The organism is Clostridium sp. JS66 (assembly GCF_033561535.1).
In the GTDB taxonomy this organism is placed as follows: Bacteria; Bacillota; Clostridia; order Clostridiales; family Clostridiaceae; genus Clostridium_AM; species Clostridium_AM carboxidivorans.
Genome location: NZ_CP131467.1, coordinates 5,657,127 through 5,677,096, shown reverse-complemented (window position 1 = coordinate 5,677,096; position 19,970 = coordinate 5,657,127). Strand labels below are relative to the sequence as shown.

General features: G+C 30.6%; 16 protein-coding genes, 5 tRNA genes and 1 rRNA gene. 19 read left to right on the top strand and 3 right to left on the bottom strand.

Translation table 11 applies throughout. The annotated features are described in order from the left end of the window. The first annotated feature begins 51 nt into the window (after positions 1-51). The 10 genes from rrf to Q6H37_RS26310 all read left to right on the top strand — a co-directional run bounded on the left by rrf (position 52) and on the right by Q6H37_RS26310 (position 12,435). Positions 52-168: ribosomal RNA gene (gene rrf / locus Q6H37_RS26355) — 5S ribosomal RNA — on the top strand. A 204-nt stretch (positions 169-372) separates the two neighbouring features. Beyond that, a complete protein-coding gene (locus tag Q6H37_RS26350) occupies positions 373-1,524 on the top strand; it encodes a pyridoxal phosphate-dependent aminotransferase (protein ID WP_318737866.1) in 1,152 nt (383 codons plus the stop codon). A 588-nt stretch (positions 1,525-2,112) separates the two neighbouring features. Further along, positions 2,113-2,523 (top strand): methylaspartate mutase subunit S, encoded by a 411-nt coding sequence (glmS, locus tag Q6H37_RS26345; RefSeq protein ID WP_007062959.1) that lies wholly within the window; start codon positions 2,113-2,115, stop codon positions 2,521-2,523. A 66-nt stretch (positions 2,524-2,589) separates the two neighbouring features. Next, complete coding sequence (locus Q6H37_RS26340; RefSeq protein WP_007062960.1) at positions 2,590-4,041, top strand: methylaspartate mutase subunit E; 1,452 nt, start codon at positions 2,590-2,592, stop codon at positions 4,039-4,041. A gap of 49 nt (positions 4,042-4,090) precedes the next feature. Then, on the top strand, positions 4,091-5,332 hold the full coding sequence (locus Q6H37_RS26335; RefSeq protein WP_318737865.1) for a methylaspartate ammonia-lyase: 1,242 nt from the start codon (positions 4,091-4,093) through the stop codon (positions 5,330-5,332). 158 nt (positions 5,333-5,490) lie between these two features. Continuing rightward, the gene (locus Q6H37_RS26330) at positions 5,491-7,224 is read left to right on the top strand and encodes a sigma-54 interaction domain-containing protein (RefSeq protein WP_318737864.1); all 1,734 of its coding nucleotides are present in this window, start codon (positions 5,491-5,493) and stop codon (positions 7,222-7,224) included. A gap of 299 nt (positions 7,225-7,523) precedes the next feature. Beyond that, positions 7,524-8,309, top strand: a complete 786-nt coding sequence (locus tag Q6H37_RS26325) for a gamma-glutamyl-gamma-aminobutyrate hydrolase family protein (RefSeq protein WP_318737863.1) — start codon at positions 7,524-7,526, stop codon at positions 8,307-8,309. 96 nt (positions 8,310-8,405) lie between these two features. Continuing rightward, the gene (locus Q6H37_RS26320) at positions 8,406-9,815 is read left to right on the top strand and encodes an amino acid permease (protein ID WP_318737862.1); all 1,410 of its coding nucleotides are present in this window, start codon (positions 8,406-8,408) and stop codon (positions 9,813-9,815) included. A 320-nt stretch (positions 9,816-10,135) separates the two neighbouring features. Further along, a complete protein-coding gene (locus Q6H37_RS26315; protein ID WP_318737861.1) occupies positions 10,136-10,918 on the top strand; it encodes a gamma-glutamyl-gamma-aminobutyrate hydrolase family protein in 783 nt (260 codons plus the stop codon). 149 nt (positions 10,919-11,067) lie between these two features. Further along, positions 11,068-12,435 (top strand): sodium:alanine symporter family protein, encoded by a 1,368-nt coding sequence (locus Q6H37_RS26310; RefSeq protein ID WP_318737860.1) that lies wholly within the window; start codon positions 11,068-11,070, stop codon positions 12,433-12,435. Between the two features lie 156 nt (positions 12,436-12,591). Here the strand turns inward: Q6H37_RS26310 and dapB are convergent, their stop codons facing one another. The 3 genes from dapB to Q6H37_RS26295 are packed head-to-tail and all read right to left on the bottom strand — an operon-like array spanning position 12,592 to position 15,275. Further along, on the bottom strand, positions 12,592-13,338 hold the full coding sequence (dapB, locus tag Q6H37_RS26305) for a 4-hydroxy-tetrahydrodipicolinate reductase (RefSeq protein ID WP_318737859.1): 747 nt from the start codon (positions 13,336-13,338) through the stop codon (positions 12,592-12,594). Positions 13,339-13,350: 12 nt separating this feature from the next. Then, the gene (gene dapA / locus Q6H37_RS26300) at positions 13,351-14,232 is read right to left on the bottom strand and encodes a 4-hydroxy-tetrahydrodipicolinate synthase (protein WP_318737858.1); all 882 of its coding nucleotides are present in this window, start codon (positions 14,230-14,232) and stop codon (positions 13,351-13,353) included. A gap of 47 nt (positions 14,233-14,279) precedes the next feature. After that, a complete protein-coding gene (locus Q6H37_RS26295) occupies positions 14,280-15,275 on the bottom strand; it encodes an aspartate-semialdehyde dehydrogenase (RefSeq protein WP_048030317.1) in 996 nt (331 codons plus the stop codon). A gap of 359 nt (positions 15,276-15,634) precedes the next feature. Here Q6H37_RS26295 and Q6H37_RS26290 point away from each other — a divergent pair, with 359 nt between their 5' ends. The 9 genes from Q6H37_RS26290 (at position 15,635) to Q6H37_RS26250 (ending at position 19,924) form a co-directional block, all read left to right on the top strand. Then, positions 15,635-17,338: a peptide ABC transporter substrate-binding protein gene (locus tag Q6H37_RS26290; RefSeq protein ID WP_318737857.1), complete on the top strand. Its 1,704-nt coding sequence runs from the start codon at positions 15,635-15,637 to the stop codon at positions 17,336-17,338. Positions 17,339-17,419: 81 nt separating this feature from the next. Further along, on the top strand, positions 17,420-17,671 hold the full coding sequence (locus Q6H37_RS26285; protein WP_007062971.1) for a small, acid-soluble spore protein, alpha/beta type: 252 nt from the start codon (positions 17,420-17,422) through the stop codon (positions 17,669-17,671). A 107-nt stretch (positions 17,672-17,778) separates the two neighbouring features. After that, on the top strand, positions 17,779-18,534 hold the full coding sequence (locus Q6H37_RS26280; protein WP_318737856.1) for a class I SAM-dependent methyltransferase: 756 nt from the start codon (positions 17,779-17,781) through the stop codon (positions 18,532-18,534). Positions 18,535-18,537: 3 nt separating this feature from the next. Beyond that, complete coding sequence (gene hslO / locus Q6H37_RS26275) at positions 18,538-19,422, top strand: Hsp33 family molecular chaperone HslO (RefSeq protein WP_318737855.1); 885 nt, start codon at positions 18,538-18,540, stop codon at positions 19,420-19,422. 95 nt (positions 19,423-19,517) lie between these two features. Further along, positions 19,518-19,593, top strand: a tRNA-Val gene (locus Q6H37_RS26270). A 5-nt stretch (positions 19,594-19,598) separates the two neighbouring features. Beyond that, positions 19,599-19,675: transfer RNA gene (locus tag Q6H37_RS26265), tRNA-Asp, on the top strand. Positions 19,676-19,680: 5 nt separating this feature from the next. Next, positions 19,681-19,756: transfer RNA gene (locus tag Q6H37_RS26260), tRNA-Phe, on the top strand. Between the two features lie 15 nt (positions 19,757-19,771). After that, positions 19,772-19,846, top strand: a tRNA-Gly gene (locus Q6H37_RS26255). Between the two features lie 4 nt (positions 19,847-19,850). Next, positions 19,851-19,924 (top strand) — tRNA-Cys (locus Q6H37_RS26250). Positions 19,925-19,970 lie beyond the last annotated feature (46 nt).

Below are 19,970 nucleotides of genomic sequence, written 5' to 3'. Positions count from 1 at the left end.
ATAAATTCACTGTGCAATTTTGAGATAACAAAATCTCTAAAATTAAATAAATCTGGTGATAATGACATAAAGGTAACACCCGTTCCCATTCCGAACACGATGGTTAAGCTTTATAGTGCCGATGGTACTGCAGGGGAGGCTCTGTGGAAGAGTAGGTCGTTGCCAGGTAATGAAAAGAAGGATCGCTAAGTAATTTAATTGCTTAGCGATTGTTGTTTTTTACTATATAAAGAAATAAAGTCTTGATTTTATTATTTTGATTACATAATATAAACTAAACATAATGTTTTGATAAAAAGGTTTTTATGATAATATATTGATAAAGTATTAAAGCTAAAATTCATTATATAAATAGAGAGGGGCTAATGTAATATGGATAATACTATTTCTAGAAATGTGCAAAATATAGAGATTTCAGGTATTAGGAAGTTTTTCAACAAAGTAGTTAATTACCCAAATGCTATTTCCTTAACTTTAGGTCAGCCTGATTTTAATGTACCTGATAAAATTAAAAAGGCTATGATTGAAGCAATAAATGAAAACAAAACTACATATACATCAAATGCAGGAATTGTAGAGCTTAGGGAAGGAATATCAAACTATTTAAAAAACCAAAACATAAACTATGATAAGGATGAAATATGTATTACCGTTGGTGGCAGCGAGGGGTTAATGGATGTTTTTGCAGCTTTATTGAATCCTTCAGACAAGATTCTTATACCAACGCCAGCTTATCCAGCTTATGAAAGCTGTGTAAAGCTTATTGGAGGAGAGATTATAAATTATAGCTTAAACAGCAATTTTTCTATTAACTTTGAGGAATTGAAAAGTTTAATAAGCAAAGAAAAACCTAAGGCTATAGTTGTATCATACCCATGTAATCCAACTGGAGCTATTTTATCAAGGGAAGATAATAACAAACTCCATGAGATAATTAAAGATAATGAAATTGTAGCTATAACTGATGAAATGTATAGTTCATTATGTTTTGAAGATCAATATTATTCTATAGCTCAATTTGATGATATAAGGGATAAAGTAATTGCTGTTGGTGGTTTTTCAAAAATGTTTTCTATGACAGGTCTTAGAATAGGATATGTGTGTGCAGTAGAAGGTTTTATGAATGCCATAATGAAGGTTCACCAATATAATGTATCATGTGCACCATCTATTGTTCAGTGGGCAGCTTGTGAGGGATTTAAAAGCTGCATGGAAGATGTAGAATATATGAGAAAAGAATTTATAAAAAGAAGAGACTATTTATATAATAGATTTATTAAAATGGGATTCGAATCAAATGTTCCTATGGGGGCCTTTTATATGTTTCCATCTATAAAAAAATTCAATATGAAAAGTGATGAATTTTGTGAAAGGCTTCTAAAAGAGGCAGGTGTTGCTGTTGTTCCAGGTTCAGCTTTTGGAATTGGTGGAGAAGGTCATATGAGAATTTCTTATGCATATAGTATGGAACAATTAAAAGAAGCATCAGATAGAATAGAAAATTTTATAAAAAGTTTAAAGTAATTTACCGTGATTTAACTGTTGATTTGAAATTTTTTATTTAAATAAAGATAAATAGCAAAAAAATGGACTTTGATAAAAGTCCATTTTTTTCATGTAATAAAGATTTTTTTTTTTAAATATCTAAATTTCATCGAAGCTTAATCGAAATATTTTTAAGTAAATGGATAATAAAGTAAAAACAATATGTACATGAATGAAATTATGCAATTTTTAGGGTTAAGATATTCAAAGTATATTTTAATGTACTAAGACATAATTTGGATTTGTAAAAATATGTGTAACTTAACAAATCCATTAATATTAGGCTAGATAGACTGTAAATTCATAATACTTTATAAATGATTTTAAAATATTATGAATGATAAAGTAGTGTGCTAAAGTACTTTAAATATGACGAAATATTCTGAAAAAAGATTTTTTTTGAAAACGTTTGATATGCGTTTTTTCATGTGGTATTATAAAAAAGAGCAATGGATTAGTCCATTAATCCATTAGCTAATATAAATTTGTAATAAGGCCATATTATATAAGTTATAGGTTTTAAAAATATAAATAAATTTTTAAAAGTAAGTTTTGGGGGGTTTCATAATGAAAACTTTAGTTATTGGAGTAATTGGTTCAGATTGTCATGCAGTTGGAAACAAAATATTAGATCATTCATTTACACAAGCAGGATTCAATGTAGTTAATATTGGTGTATTATCTCCACAAGAAGACTTTATAAATGCAGCAATAGAAACTAATGCAGATGCAATAGTAGTATCTTCACTTTATGGACATGGAGAAATTGATTGTAGAGGATTAAGAGAAAAACTTAATGAATCAGGATTAGATGGAATACTATTGTATGCTGGTGGAAATTTAGTAGTAGGAAAACAAAAATGGGAAGATGTACATAAGAAGTTTAAAGAAATGGGATTTGATAGAGTATACGCACCAGGAACATCACCAGAAATTACAATTGCAGATTTAAAAAAGGACTTAAAAGTTGAAGATTAAATAAAAATTGTATTAAAACTATATTAATGAAAAAATACTTGATAAGTTTATTAGGAGGTAATTGAGGTGGAACTTAAAAATAAAAAGTGGACAGATGAAGAATTTTTCGAAATGAGAAAAGAAGTATTAAGTCAGTGGCCAACAGGAAGCGAAGTAGACTTAAAGGAAGCAGTAGAATATTTAAAAAAGGTACCTGAATATAAGAGCTTTCCAGCAAAATTAAGAAAAGCTAAAGAAGCAGGAATAACATTAGCACAACCAAGAGCAGGAGTTGCACTAATAAATGAACATATAGAACTTCTACAACATCTTCAAAATGAAGGAAATGCAGATTTACTACCATCAACAATAGACAGTTATACAAGACAAAATAGATATGATGAATGCGAAATAGGAATAAAAGAAAGTTTAGCAGCAGGAAGATCATTATTAAACGGATTTCCAGGAGTAAACCATGGAGTAAAAGGATGCAGAGAAGTATTTGAAGCAGTAAATTTACCACTTCAAGCAAGACACGGCACACCAGATTCTAGGTTACTTGCAGAAATAATACATGCAGCAGGATGGACTTCAAATGAAGGTGGCGGAATATCTTATAACGTTCCATATGCTAAAAGTGTATCAATAGAAAAAAGTTTATTGGACTGGCAGTACTGCGATAGACTTGTTGGATATTATGAAGAGCAGGGAATATCAATCAACAGAGAACCATTTGGACCTTTAACAGGAACTTTAGTTCCACCAAGTACATCAAATACAGTGGCAATAATAGAAGCATTACTTGCAGCAGAACAAGGAGTTAAGAACATAACAGTAGGGTATGGACAGTGCGGAAATTTAGTTCAAGATGTTGCGGCAATAAGAGCCTTAGAAGAACAAGTAAATGAATATTTAAAACAATATGGATATAACGATGTTTATATAACAACAGTATTCCACGAATGGATGGGAGGATTCCCACAGGATGAGGCTAAAGCGTTTGGAGTAATATCATCAGGAGCAGCAACGGCAGCACTAGCAGGAGCAACAAAGGTTATAGTAAAAACACCACATGAAGCATTGGGAATACCAACAAAAGAAGCAAATGCAGCAGGAATAAAAGCAACAAAAATGGCATTAAATATGTTCCAGGGACAGAGACTTCCAATGTCAAAGGAATTAGAAACAGAAATAAGCATAATAAAAGCAGAAACTAAATGTATGATGGATAAGTTATTTGAACTTGGAAATGGAGATTTAGCAGTAGGAACAGTAAAAGGTTTTGAATCAGGAATAGTAGATATACCATTTGCACCAAGTAAATTTAATGCTGGAAAAATGATGCCTGCTAGAGATAATAATGGAGCAGTAAGATACTTCAACTTTGGAAACTTACCATTAACTGAAGAATTAAAGGCATTCAATACAAGAAAGTTAGAAGAAAGAGGAAAGTTTGAAGGAAGAGAAGTAACATTCCAGATGACTATAGATGATATATTTGCTGTAGGCAAGGGAGTTCTAATAGGAAGACCAGAATAATGTAATTAATTAAATATATAAAGAGTATTTAGAAAGATGGGTGTAAAAAATGAAAATAGTTGACGTTATTTGTTCAGAATCAAAAACAGGATTTTATTTTGATGATCAGAGAGCTATAAAAAAAGGAGCAGGACACGATGGATTCACTTATGTAGGAGAACCAGTAACAGAAGGATTTAAAAATGTTAGACAGGCTGGAGAAGCTATATCTGTTATGATTATATTAGAAGATGGTCAGGTAGCATATGGAGATTGTGCAGCAGTACAATATTCAGGAGCAGGCGGAAGAGATCCTCTATTTTTAGCTAAAGATTTTATTCCAGTTATAGAAAAAGAAATAGCACCTAAGCTTATAGGAAGAGAATTAAAGGAATTTAAAGCATTAGCAGAAGAATTTGATAAAATGCAAGTTAATGGAAAAAGATTACATACAGCTATAAGATATGGAGTAACTCAAGCAATACTTGATGCAGTAGCAAAAGCTCAAAAATTAACTATGGCAGAAGTAATAAGAAATGAATACAATCCAGGTTATGAAATAAAAAGAGTGCCTATATTTACTCAATCAGGAGATGACAGATACGATAATTCAGATAAAATGATAATAAAAGGTGCAGATGTAATGCCACATGCACTTATAAATAATGTAGAAGAAAAACTAGGATTAAAAGGTGAAAAATTATTAAAGTATGTTGAATGGTTAAGAGATAGAGTAATAAAATTAAGAACAAAAGAGGATTACAGTCCAATATTCCACATAGATGTATATGGAACAATAGGAGCTGCATTTAAATATGATACAAAGGCAATGGCTGATTATATAGAAACATTAGAAGAAGCAGCAAAACCATTCCATTTGAGAATAGAAGGACCGATGGATGTAGAAGAGAGACAAAAACAAATGGAAGCATTAAGAGACTTAACAGCAGAATTAGATGGAAGAGGAATAAAAGTAGAATTAGTTGCAGACGAATGGTGTAATACAGTAGACGATGTAAAATTCTTTACAGACAATAAAGCAGGACATATGGTACAAATAAAGACACCTGATTTAGGTGGAGTAAATAATATAGCAGATGCAATAATCTACTGTAAAGAACATGGTATGGGAGCATATTGTGGAGGAACATGCAATGAAACAAATAGATCTGCCGAAGTAACTACAAATATAGGTATGGCCTGCGGTGCAAAACAAGTACTTGCTAAACCAGGAATGGGCGTAGATGAAGGATACATGATAGTTAATAATGAAATGAATAGAGTTATTGCGCTTGCAAATAGAAGAAAGTAATCGAATTTTGAGAAAAGGCAGTTTTTTATTAAACTGCCTTTTTCATTCATTTTGATATTATCAGTAAATTTACATGAAATTATTCATGTGATAAAATACAAGTAATGATTTTAAAATTGCAATTCTAAATATGAATATTAATAAAGTGGTGAAATTATATGTATAGTGCAATGTATGAAATAAGAGAATTTATACAGAATTTAATAGAGACAACAAGTTCCATTATTGAGTTTGATATCTATGTTATGGATAGTCATTTAGTAAGGGTTGCTGCAACTGGGTTATTTAAGGAATCTATAGGACAAGCACTTCCAAAGGGATGTGCCAATGATTACGTTATAGAAAATGGCGAGGTTCTAATTATAGATAGCCCTAAAGGTAATAAAATATGTGATACATGTCCCATTAAGACTTATGGAAAATGCTTTAATGAGTATTCTATAGCATATCCTATAAAAAATGATGGAAAATGCATTGGAGCTATTACGATTATGTCATTAACTTCTAAACTTAAAGAAAAACAGGTTAAAATAAGAAGTCAACTTATTACTTTTTTAGAAAGGTTAGCAGAAAGTATTTTAACTAAAATAAAGGAAAAAGAAACAAAGGATAGATTAATAACAGTTTTAAATTCTATAAGTGAGGGAGTTGTGCTTACAAGCTCCTCAGGCGAAATACTTGTTTTTAACAGTGTTATGGAAGAAATACTAAAACATAAGAATAATATAAAAGAAATTTTTGTGGAAGATAACTTTGAAAATATAATAAGTGATTTTAAAGAGGAAACTGATAAGGAATTGGAGGTTATTTTAAGAGCACCAATCCCCAATAATAGAATGTTTGTAAGTGTAAAATTCATAAATAATAGTAATGAAAAGACAGATATTCTTTTTATATTTAAACATAAAAAGGAATTGACTAATATAGCATATAAACTTTTAGCTGATGCTTCGCATTTAAATATAAATCTTGACAGTATAAAAGGTAATAGCAAGCTAATTAATCAAACTAAAAATCTGGCTACACAAGCGGCAAAATATGAATCTAATATTTTAATTTTAGGGGAAAGTGGTACAGGAAAAGAAGTATTTGCGCGAGCTATTCATAAAATGAGTAAAAGAAAAGATGAACCTTTTATAGCTATTAATTGTGCTGCAATACCTGAAAATCTTCTTGAAAGTGAACTTTTTGGATATGAAAGTGGCGCTTTTACAGGTGCAAATAAAGGTGGAAAGCCGGGCAAATTTGAACTTGCTAATGGAGGAACTATTTTTCTTGACGAAGTTGGAGATTTATCATTACATTTGCAGCCTAAATTACTTAGAGTTATAGAGCAGGGACAATTGGAAAGGGTAGGAGGAGTAAAGTCCATAAAATTGGATGTGAGAATAATTTCAGCTACTAATAAGGATCTTGAAGCTATGGTAAAAAAGGGAGAATTCAGAGAGGACTTTTTTTATAGATTATGCGTAATACCGATAATGATACCTCCTCTTAGAAAGCGACTAGAGGATATAGTTTTACTTGCAGAGTATTTTCTTGATAAGTATAATAAAAAATTAAATAAAAATATAGTTGGTATATCGGAAGAAGTAAAAAAGCAATTATTGCTATATGATTGGCCAGGAAACGTAAGAGAGCTGGAGAATGTTGTTGAGTACTCTGTCAATATGGAAAATAAAGATATACTTACATTGTCATGTATCCCTAAAAAAATAAGTGCAGGGAAAAAAGAAATTCAATATAATAATTTAGAATCAATAAGGAAAAAATGTCTTGAGGAATTAATAATTAAACATGGTAGCACTCTTGCAGGTAAACAAAAAATTGCAGAAGAATTAGGAATAAGTCTTTCTACATTATATAGAGATATAAAAAAATATAATTTATAAAATTCAATATGAAGTTCAAAATGAAAAATCTATTGTCAAAATGACAATAGATTTTTGTTGCAAAATGACAGGAAAATGCGATATTATAGAGACGTATTATTAAAATGACAATTCATTTTGACAATATTGATTAAAAAATAATGTCGCATATGTCCAAAATTTCAGAATCTTAATTGTGGCATGTTTATTGCTACTATATATTGTGAAAATTCTAAAAAGAGTTAAAAGGGGGAAAGTACTGAATTAACTATAATTCAACTAAAATGTGAATTTTCATTGATAATATAGGAGGAATAAATATGAAACCAGTTATAGGCATATGTGCAGATTATTCTTATGGATTAAATGGAGTTTATGAGGGCTTTGGATGTGGATTTGATTATCAACTTGCTGCCAATGATTATGTTAAGGCAGTTGAAAAATCAGGAGGAATTCCTGTAGTTATCCCAGTATTTAATGATTTGAGTAATATTGAAAACGTTATCGATATTGTTGATGGTATAGTTTTTGCAGGTGGAGCAGATATTGAACCAAAACATTATGGACAATACATAGGAACAAAAATAGGACAAATAATTCCAGAAAGAGACAGGCAGGAACTGCAATTAGCAAAAAATATTATTGAAAATACTGAAATTCCCATTTTAGGTGTTTGTAGAGGATATCAACTTTTAAATGTAGTTTGTGGAGGAACTCTTTATCAGGACTTATCTGAAATTCCATTAGAATTAAGAAATAATAAAATTATAAATCATTCAATGAAGGGGTCACCAAAATATAACCCGGTACATGAAGTTAAGATTAATGAAAAAAGTAGATTTTATAAAATTTTTAATAAAAAAAGTATAAGCGTGAATTCTTATCATCATCAAGCAATAAAGGATGTAGCTGACGATTTTAATGTATCTACTATGTCACCAGATGGAATAGTTGAAGCTATAGAATTAAAAAGGGAAGATAGATTTGTGGTAGGTGTACAATGGCATCCTGAAATGTTGAGCGAACGCAATGATGAGCAACTTTTGATATTTAAGGCACTTATAAACGCTTGTAAGGAATATAAAATACTTCACTGTGCTAGTTAAGCTGATTGGCATCACTTTATAATTGCAAATAATATGAATAATTAACTGAATGAAATAATTTAGATTTAAGATTTAAGATTTAAGGGGGTTAAAAGTATGAGTGATAAAAATAATGGTTCGCATGAAAATCTTGAACGTGGATTAGAAGAAAGACATATTCAAATGATAGCGTTAGGTGGTGCAATAGGTGTTGGCTTATTCTTAGGCTCAGCAACAACTATTAAAATGGCAGGACCTGCAATTTTGCTATCATATTTAGCTGGAGGAATTATCTTATTTATTATTATGCGTGCACTTGGTGAAATGGCAGTTGAACATCCAGTTGCAGGTTCATTTAGTGCTTATGCTAATGAGTATATGGGACCACTTGCAGGATATTTAACAGGATGGACTTATTGGTTGAATTGGGTTTCATGTTGCATGGCGGAACTTACTGCAATAGGAATTTATATTAACTTCTGGTTTCCGGGAATTCCTAAATGGGGATCAGCTCTTACAGCTCTTGTTATTATGGTATTTGTAAACTTAGTTGCAGTAAAAGCCTTTGGAGAATGTGAGTTTTGGTTTGCTCTTATAAAAGTTGTTGCCATTATTCTTATGATTATCGTAGGCTTAGTCATGATTGTAACTGGAATAGGTAATGCAGGAAAGCCTATTGGTTTTTCAAACTTATGGACTAATGGAGGATTTTTCCCTAATGGAGTAAAAGGACCTATAAGTGCTTTGGCATTGGTTACTTTTGCTTTCTTTGGTACTGAACTTATAGGTATTACTGCTGGTGAAGCAAAAAATCCAGAAAAAACTATACCATCCGCTATTAATAAAGTTTTCTGGAGAATTTGTATATTCTATGTAGGAGCATTAACAGTAATCATGTGTCTTTATCCATGGAATAAAATAGGGGTAATTGGCAGTCCGTTTGTTTTAACATTTAGTAAACTTGGCATTAAATCTGCAGCTGGAATTATAAACTTTGTTGTATTAACAGCAGCGTTGTCTGGATGCAATAGTGGTATTTATACAACAGGACGTATGGTATATAACTTGTCCCTTCAAGGTTCAGCACCAAAAGTTTTTGGAAAAGTTAGTGAAAGACATGTTCCTATGAATGCAATTTTGGCATCTTCAGCATGTATGCTAATTGGTGTTGTGCTTAACTATTTTCTTCCAGGTAAAGTATTCGTGTATCTTGCTAGTATTGCAACTTTTGCAGGATTATTTGCATGGTTTATGATAGTTTTAGTACAAATAAAGTTTAGAAAGGGTCTTACACCTGAACAAGTAAAAAAATTAAAATTTCCAATGAAGATGTATCCATATACAAATTACTTTGCTTTAGCATATTTAGTATTTGTATTTTTGGTAATGTCACTAAGTCCTGATACTTTAATAGCAGTTATTGTAGGACCGATTTGGCTTATAGGTTTAACTGTTTGTTATTATGCATTTGGTCTTAATAAAAACAATTCTTCTAAAGAGGAAGGCAAAGTTAAAGAAGGTTGCTAATTAAAAATATAAAAATATATAGTAAATTCAAAATGAAAAGCTTGTTGTCAAAGTGACAACAAGCTTTTTTATTGTTAAAACATATGAAAATAAATGTTTTAAATTTCTATTTTCAAAATGATAAATCGTTTTGAAAATAGAAATTTAAAAATAACCGTGAACACTTAGAAAAGTCTATAAATTTGAAATTGGCATACTTATTGCTGTTGTATATAATTGTAAAGACCGGAAGGAGGATTTACAATGCATAATATTTAAAGCATCAATTGTGGTATTTTAAATAATAAAAAATTTATTGATAAAAATAGGAGGAATAAAAAATGAAACCAGTTATAGGCATATGTGCAGATTATTCTTATGAATTAAATGGAGTTTATGAAGGATTTGGATGTGGATTTGATTATCAGCTTGCTGCAAATGATTACGTTAAAGCAGTGGAAAAAGCAGGTGGGATTCCTGTAATTATACCTGTATTTAGTGATAGAAATAATGTTGAAAATATTATTGATATTGTAGATGGTGTAGTTTTTGCAGGTGGAGCCGATATTCAACCAAAATATTATGGAGAAAATATAGGAGATAAAATAGGAAATATAATTCCAGAAAGAGATGAACAGGAATTACAATTAGCAAGAAATATTATAGAAAATAGTAAAGTTCCTATTTTAGGTGTTTGTAGAGGATATCAACTTTTAAATGTAGTTTGCGGAGGAACTCTTTATCAAGATTTATCTCAGGTCCAATCAGAATTAAGAAATAATAATTTTATAAATCATTCGGCTAAGGGATCACCAAAATATAACCCAGTACATGAGGTTAATGTTAATAAAAAAACTAAATTTTATAAAATTTTTAATAAAGAAAAGTTAGGAGTAAATTCTTATCATCATCAAGCTATAAAAGATGTAGCTGATACATTTAATGTTGCTACTGTATCACCAGATGGGATAGTAGAAGCTATAGAAATGAAAGGTGATAGATTTGTATTAGGTGTGCAATGGCATCCTGAAATGTTAGGTGAACGCAATGATGAACAGCTTTTGATATTCAAAGCATTAGTAAATGCTTGTAAAGAATATAAATTAGCTAATTGTGCTAGCTAAACGTTAGCACATTAAGCTAAGTGAATTAGCTTTTGGAAAATTTCAATGTTCATAATTGACTAGTTTAAGTAAACGTTTAAAATTAAGTTTTGTATACATATTAGAATTTAATAGACTTGATAATTTATTTGCAAAAGGGAGGAACCTAAATGGAACAATTATTACAACAAATATCAATTATAGTGTGGGGTCCATGGACAGTAATCGCTTTAGTGGGATTAGGTGTTTATTTAACAATCGGTACAAGATTTTTACAAGTAAGAAAGTTTCCTTTTATTCTTAAAGAAACCTTTGGAAAAATATTTATGAAAAAATCTGAAATTAAAGGAGAAGGAACTTTAACTCCATTCCAATCAGCTACTACAGCATTAGCATCCACAGTGGGTGTCGGAAGTATTGTCGGAGTTGCAACGGCTTTGGCTTTTGGAGGACCAGGCTCAATATTTTGGATGTGGATTGCGGCATTCTTTGGTATGTGTACTAAATATGCAGAAATTACTTTAAGTATAGCATACAGGGAAAAAAATGAAGAGGGAGAATTTGTTGGTGGACCTACATATTACATGAGAAAAGGTTTAAATTCTAAATTTTTGGCAAGTTGGTTTGTAGTGACTTTAATATTAAATACTTTGTCAGGAACTATGATTCAGTCAAATGCCCTTGCAGGAAATATTATGTACTATTTTAATGTTCCATCTAAAATAGTTGGATTTGTAATAATAGCTCTTGTAGGAATTGTATCTATGGGTGGAATAGGTAGAATTGGAAAAGTTACTTCAAAACTTATACCATCAAAAGTTATACTTTACCTCACATCAGGTATTATAGTTATATTATTTAATATAACAAAGGTTCCAGATGCATTTATGATGATTTTTAAATGTGCTTTTTCACCTGCTTCAGTAGGCGGTGGAATAGGTGGATTTGCAGTAGCACAAGCTATCAGATATGGAATCAATAAAGGATTGTATTCTAATGAAGCTGGACAGGGAACAGCACCTATTGCACATGCTACAGCAAAAACAGATCATCCTGCACGTCAAGGAATGTGGGGAATTGTAGAAGTTTTCATTGTTACTTTTGTTATATGTACAATAACTTCTTTAGCTATTTTAACAACTGGTGTACTTGGATCAGGGCAGTCGCCAAATATTTTAACTAGTGTAGCTTTTGGAAAGGTTTCACCTATTTTTTCTTATGTAGTAAGTATAAGTGTTGTATTATGTGCCTATTCTACATTAATTGGTTTATGTTACTATGGAGAATCTACATTAAACTATATTGGTGGTGCTAAGCTTGGAAAATGCTATAGATACGTATTTTTAGTATTTATTTTCTTGGGTTCTGTAGGTGCGCTAAAAATGGTTTGGTCAATTGGAGAAATTGTAATCGGTTTAGGAGCACTTTCAAACATTATTGCCATTGTTCGTTTAAGTCCTCAGGTATTCAAATTAACTAGAGAATTTTTTGATGATAATGATGAAAATGAAGAAATTGAATATAAATCTGCTGGGTAGTAAAGTGGTTTTATTAAGATAGATTTTTTAAGCTCATTGTAAATATATAATATAAAAAATAAAAGCCATGAAAATAAGTTTAGCTTAATTTCACAGCTTTTATTTTTTATATTATATTTAATGGATTAGAGTTTTTTCATCTAATCTATTAAATATTTATTTTATTACATCATCCATGGAATATAATCCTTTATCTTTTCCAAACATAAATTGACAAGCTTTAAGAGCTCCAATGGCGAATATATCTCTTGACATAGCTGTATGCTTTAATTCTATAATTTCGTCCTTACCGGCAAATATAACCTCGTGATCACCAACTATAGAACCACCTCTAACTGCATGTATTCCTATTTCGTCATGAGTTCTTTTTGATATGCCTTCTCTTCCATAAACAAATTTAGTTTCTTCATGTATAGAATCTTTTATAGTATTACCAAGAAGAATAGCAGTACCACTTGGAGCATCAACCTTTTGATGATGGTGCTTTTCTATTATTTCAATATCAAAATCCTTATAGAGTAATTCGCTTATATTTCTTAATACTTTGTTTATAACATTAATTCCTATGGACATATTAGCTGAACGGAATACAGGTATCTCTTTTGATGCTTTATTTATCTCATCAATTTGTTCCTTGGTATATCCTGTAGTGCAAAGAACGATTCCTATATTTTTTTCTTTGCTATATTTAAGTAGTCCTTCTAAGGCATCTGGTCTTGAAAAATCTAGAATAACGTCAGCATCAACAGTACACTTAGATATGTCTGCAAATACTGGAAAACTAGTTTTTTCGGTGTTTTTATCTATTCCAGCTGCAATAGTTAAATCAGAAGAACTATCTGCTAGTTTTGATATAACTTTGCCCATTTTGCCATTACATCCGCTTAATATAATTTTAACCATGGAAAATCCTCCTTACTTTAAAAGCCCATAATTTTTAAGTTCTTTTTTCAAAACATCTAGATTATTTGGAACCATGTCACAAAGAGGAAGTCTTAAATTTCCAACATTCATTCCCATGATATTCATAGCTGTTTTAACAGGTATTGGGTTTGTTTCTATGAATAATGCATTTGTTAAAGCTAAAGAATCTAATTGTATTTTTAATGCTTCTTTTACTTTACCATTTAAGAATAATTCACACATATCATGTACATCCTTAGGAATTACATTTGCAAGTACAGATATAACACCAATTCCGCCTAAAGCCATTATAGGAATTATTTGATCATCATTTCCAGAATATATGTCAAGTTTATCACCACAAAGAGCTTTTATTTCGGCTATTTGGCTTATATTTCCACTAGCTTCTTTAACAGCAACTATATTATCTAATTCGCATAATATTTTTAATGTTTTTGGAAGTATATTTAATCCTGTTCTTCCAGGTACATTATAAATAATAATAGGGCTTTTAACACTAGTTGCAATAGCTTTAAAGTGCTCAACAAGACCTTTTTGTGTAGTCTTATTGTAGTAAGGCGTTATTACTAAAAGTCCATCTACTCCTATACTTTCTGCCCACTTACTCATATTAATAGATGCGGCAGTATTATTTGATCCTGTACCTGCTATTACTGGTATTCTCTTTTTAACTACATCAACTGTAAATTTAATTGTCTCTTTTCTTTCTTGTTCAGACATAGTAGAAGCTTCACCAGTAGTTCCACAAATTACTATAGCATCTGTACTAGATTTAATATGCCATTCAAGAAGCTCTTCTAACTTCTTAAAATCAACGCCTCCATCCTTAAAAGGAGTAACGATAGCAACAGCTGAACCTTTGAATAAACTCATACAAACACCTCATTTTATTTATATATTATAAATAATTTTGTTTTAAATTATTTATTTCCTTTTACAATGCACTCAGCAATTTGTATTGCGTTAGAAGCTGCACCTTTTCTTATATTATCTGCTACAACCCATAGGTTTAGTCCATTATCTATACTGAAATCTTTTCTTAATCTTCCAACATAAACTTCATCATGACCAGCAGCTTCTACAGGCATTGGATAAACAAGGTTATCTACATCGTCTTTTAATATAATGCCTTCAGCATTTTTATAAAGAGAGAAGATATCCTTTATATCAAATTCTTTATTTAATTCTACATTTATACTTTCACTATGACCATATACAACAGGAACTCTTACTGTTGTAGCTGTTATTTTTAAATTATTATCATGTAATATTTTTTGTGTTTCATCTATCATTTTCATTTCTTCTTTTGTGTATCCATTTTCTAAAAATACATCTATATGTGGTAAAACATTACCTGCTATAGCATAAGGAAATTTTTTAGGTGCAGTGCCTTTATAACCTTCTACTAAATCATTGTAGCCACCCATACCAGCACCAGATACTGCTTGATAAGTAGAATAAATTATTCTCTTTATACCATATTTATCATATAAAGGTTTTAAAGCTACAACTGCTTGGATTGTAGAACAGTTAGGATTAGCTATTATTCCTTTATTCCATTTAATATCTTCAGGATTTACTTCAGGAACTACCAAAGGTACTTCAGGATCCATTCTCCAAGCACTACTATTATCTATAACTGTAGTACCGTATTTTGCAAAAATAGGTGCAAATTCCTTACTTACGCTGCCCCCTGCAGAAAATAAGGCAAAGTCTATTTTTTTATTTTTTATGTTATCTTCTTTTAATTCTTCAACAGTTACATCTTTGTCTTTAAATTTTAATACCTTTCCAGCGGATTTTGCAGATGCGAAAAAGTAAATTTCAGCTACTGGAAAATTCCTTTCAACTAATACTTCTATAAATTTTCTTCCAACCATTCCTGTGCAACCAACTACTGCTACATTATAATTCATTTCTAAATGCCCCCTAAAATTTATTTTACTTAATATTATATAATGAATCTTAATAAAAATATACTCTTTTTTATTAGTAGTAAAGCCTTATACAATTATTATATTATAATTTTTTAATATGTTTATTGCTAAATGTGCTTAAAATTTGCAAAAAATGCTTTATGATATAACAATAGAATTAATTAGCCTTATACTATTTTATAGAATAATAAGTTGTTAATATTTTATATGTACAAAAATAAAATGTACAAATTTCATATGTTTATGTTTTATTAAAGAGAATTTGGTATAAAATTAAGATATGAAAGTATGTTACATAGTTTAATTAAAAAGGATAAGTACGAAGGAGGTACCTTTCTTTGAATATTAAAAGATTATTATCTGTAATTGTTATTTTAACCTTGACTTCAACATCAGTACTAACAGGATGCAGTAAACCAAAAAAAGTTGAAACTGCTACTAAAACAGAAATTGATAAGAGTCAATATTTAAATCTTACTTTAGATAGTGAACCAAAAACTTTAGATCAATCTAAGGCTAAAGATCGCAGCTCGCTTCAAATACTGTCAGAAGTGAATGAAGCACTTACAAGAATAGAAACAGATTCATCAGGAAAGGAAATAGTTAAACCAGCAGGAGCAAAAAGTTGGGATGTGTCAGAGGATAAGTTAAAATGGACATTTCATATTAGGGACAATCAGTGGTCCGATGGGAAAAGTGTTACTGCAAAAGATTATGAATATGGCATAAAGAGAACATTAGATCCTCAAATTCAATCACCTAATGCATTTTTATTATATTCTATAAAAGGCAGCAAAAAATATAATGATGTTAAAACAAACGCAAATAAAAATATGTCATCTGATATTGTAGGGGTAAAGGCATTAGATGCTAAAACTTTAGAAATAGATTTGGAATATCCTTGTGCATATTTTATTAATATAACAAGTTCTATAGTAATGCAGCCTCAAAGGCAGGATATAGTTGAAAAATACAAAGATAAATATGGAAGTGAAAAAGATAAGATGGTATTTTGTGGACCTTTTATTATAAAACAATGGGTTCATAATGATAGAGTTGAACTTTATAAAAATGATAAGTATTGGGATGCCAAAACAGTAAAACTTGAAAAATCAAATTTTAAAATTTTTAAACAAAGTAATACTATATCTAATGAGTTGTTGAATGGGGCTTTAGATGGAGCTCAGATTACAAATATAGAAGCTAAAAACAAAATAAAAAAACAATCAAAATTTGACTTAGTAAAACTATCAGAGCCAACTACTGATTTTGAGTTTTTTAATGAAAAAAATAAGATATTTTCTAATGTTAATGTTAGAAGGGCATTTTCTTTATCCATAGATAGAGAGGAAGTTTCTAAAACTCTATGGAAAGGATTATACATGCCAGCATATGCTTTTGTACCTCCTTCACTTCAAATAGGAAAAGAAGATTTTAGGGAAAAAGCTAACTTTGAGCCGGTAAAAAAATTAAAAGAAGATGGAAATAATCCAAGAGAACTTTTAGAAAAAGGATTAAAGGAACTTGGTATGGATACTGATCCATCAAAAATTACCATAAGATATATACAACCAGGGGTTGATGCAAAACAAAAAGACATAGCAGAGTTCTTTAGAAAAATGTATGAAAAGAATTTAGGAATAAATATAAAGATAGAGTATGCAGATGGAGATAACTTTACAAAGAAAATAGAAAGTGGTGACTATGATTTAGGTTCAATGACTTGGTTTGCAGATTATAATGATCCTATGTCAGAATTTTATTTATGGGTTACAGGTTCAAATATTATTTGTACAAATTGGTCAAATAGCAAATATGATAGTCTAATTATTAATGCAGCAAACTTAAGCCAGGATAAAAATGAAGATAGATTTAACGCGTTCAAGCAAGCTGAAAATATATTATTAGCTGAGGATGCAGTAATAGCACCTACAGTGTATAGAAGTAAAGAATTATACAAATGTAAATATGTTAAAAATATTATGTTTACGTTATTTGGAGCGCCATATGAAATAAAATATGCGTATACTGAAGGAAGATAATTATAGAGGATTAACTTTACTTTAATATGCATAAATAATCCCTTTCGTGTAAAAAATAATAAAAAGAAAGGGGGAAATATTATGGGAAAGACTCCATTGAAAAAGGTTATAAAAGCTAAGCTTAAATCCCACAGAGAATTAAGTATTGAAGAAAAACTTAGAGAAAAAATGAAATATGAAATAGCTCATGAATTAGGATTAGATGATAAAGTTAGTAAATATGGGTGGGGAGCTCTTACTGCTGAGGAAACAGGAAGAATAGGTGGAATAATGACTAAAAGAAAAAAGCAGAATAATCTTCCTACAAACAAAATGATTTCAGAAAGAGAATGAGGTCAATAATATAGCTTTTTATTAAGTTTATATTATTGACTTATACTTTAAAAGTCTATAATATTAATTGGTGATATATTGAATTTTACTTTTGAAAGGAATTGAAAATGAAGTGTTATAAGGATTTTGCACATATTTATGATGAACTCATAAATAAAGATATAGATTATAAAAGTTGGGTACAAACTATATTAAAAAATTATGATGAGCTAAATATGGATAGAAAAGATTATTTGGATCTTGGATGTGGTACAGGAAACATAACTGAACTTATAGCAGCAAAGTTTGTTTCTTCTTGGGCTGTTGACTTATCTTATGATATGCTTACAGAAGCAGAAACAAAGATGAGGAGCAAAGGTATAAAGGTTAAGTTTGTCTGTCAGGATATAACTCAATTAAATTTGAACAAAAAATTTAATCTTATAACCTGTTGTCTTGATTCTACAAACTACATATTGGAAGAAGAAAAGCTAATAGCATATTTTAAAGGAATACATAATCATTTAAAAGATGATGGTATATTTATATTTGATACGAATTCTTATTATAAGCTTACAAAGATACTTGGAAATAATATTTACAATTATGATGATGAAAATGTAACCTATATATGGGAAAACTTTTTAGAAGATGATATTGTGGACATGTATCTTACATTTTTTGTGAAGCAAGGAGAATATTATAGAAGGTTTGATGAAGAACACAGTGAAAGAGCTTATAAACATGAAAGAGTTTGTGAACTTCTAAAGTTATGCGGATTAGAACTTGTAAAAGTTATGGATAACTATGAAGAGAAAATTATAAGCCGTGAAACAGAGAGAATAACTTATATAGTGAAAAAGAGAAATAAGGAGGAAGTTTAGAATATGAAAGATAAATTAGTAAGAGCTGTGGCTAATAACGGTGATATAAGAATAATAGCAGCTACAACTACAGAACTTGTTAATGAGGGGATACAAAAGCATAAATGTGCTCCTACAGCAGCTGCGGCATTAGGAAGAATGCTTACAGCGGGAAGTCTTATGGGTTCTACGTTAAAATCTAAAAATGATGCATTAACTCTTAAAATTTCTGGAGGTGGAGAAGCAAAAGGAGTAGTTGTTACAGCTTATTCAGATGCTAGAGTAAAGGGGTGCATTGGTAATCCATTAGTTGATTTACCTGCTAATAGCAAAGGAAAACTAGATGTAGGTGGAGCTATAGGTAAAAATGGAAGTCTTGTAGTAATAAAGGATATGGGGCTAAGAGAGCCTTATGTTGGTCAGGTGCCTATTTATACAGGTGAAATAGGTGATGATTTAGCTTATTATTTTACTGTTTCAGAGCAAACTCCATCAGCTGTTGGATTAGGGGTGCTTGTAGATACCGATTTGAGTATAAAAGCAGCTGGCGGATTTATAGTACAGATGATGCCAGGAGCAAATGATCTTACTGCAGATTTAGTAACTTATAGATTGCAAGAGATACCATCTATAACAGAAATGATGACTAAAGGAATGAATATAGAAGAAATTCTTAATTATATTTTTGAAGATATGGATTTAAAGATATTAGACAGCATTATACCTTATTATAAATGTGATTGCTCAAAAGAAAAGGTTGAAAAAGCTTTAATAAGCATAGGATTAAAAGATCTAAAAGAAATATATGATGAAGGAAAAGATGAAGAACTTAATTGTAATTTTTGTAATAAATCTTATACATTTAAGCATGACGAAATAGGGGAACTTATAAAATTAGCAAGTAAATAATGGGGAATTTTAAATTCTCCAATTTATTTAATAAAAATAGTTGACAACTTTTGTAGTAAGTTATATAATACTAATTGTCGCAGTTAGTAATACTTGGGCGCATAGCTCAGCTGGGAGAGCATCTGCCTTACAAGCAGAGGGTCACAGGTTCGAGCCCTGTTGTGCCCACCAAGTATGGCCCAGTGGCTCAGCTGGTTAGAGTGCTGGCCTGTCACGCCAGAGGTCGAGGGTTCGATCCCCTTCTGGGTCGCCATGTGTGGCTGGATAGCTCAGTCGGTAGAGCAGAGGACTGAAAATCCTCGTGTCCCTGGTTCGATTCCTGGTCCAGCCACCAATATTAAATTAAAATGCGGGAGTGGCTCAGTGGTAGAGCGTCACCTTGCCAAGGTGAACGTCGCGAGTTCGAATCTCGTCTTCCGCTCCAATATGGCGCTATAGCCAAGTGGTAAGGCAGAGGTCTGCAAAACCTTTACCCCCAGTTCAAATCTGGGTGGCGCCTCCATAAAAGTAGTCTAATCAGTAGTTAGACTACTTTTTTTATATTCATT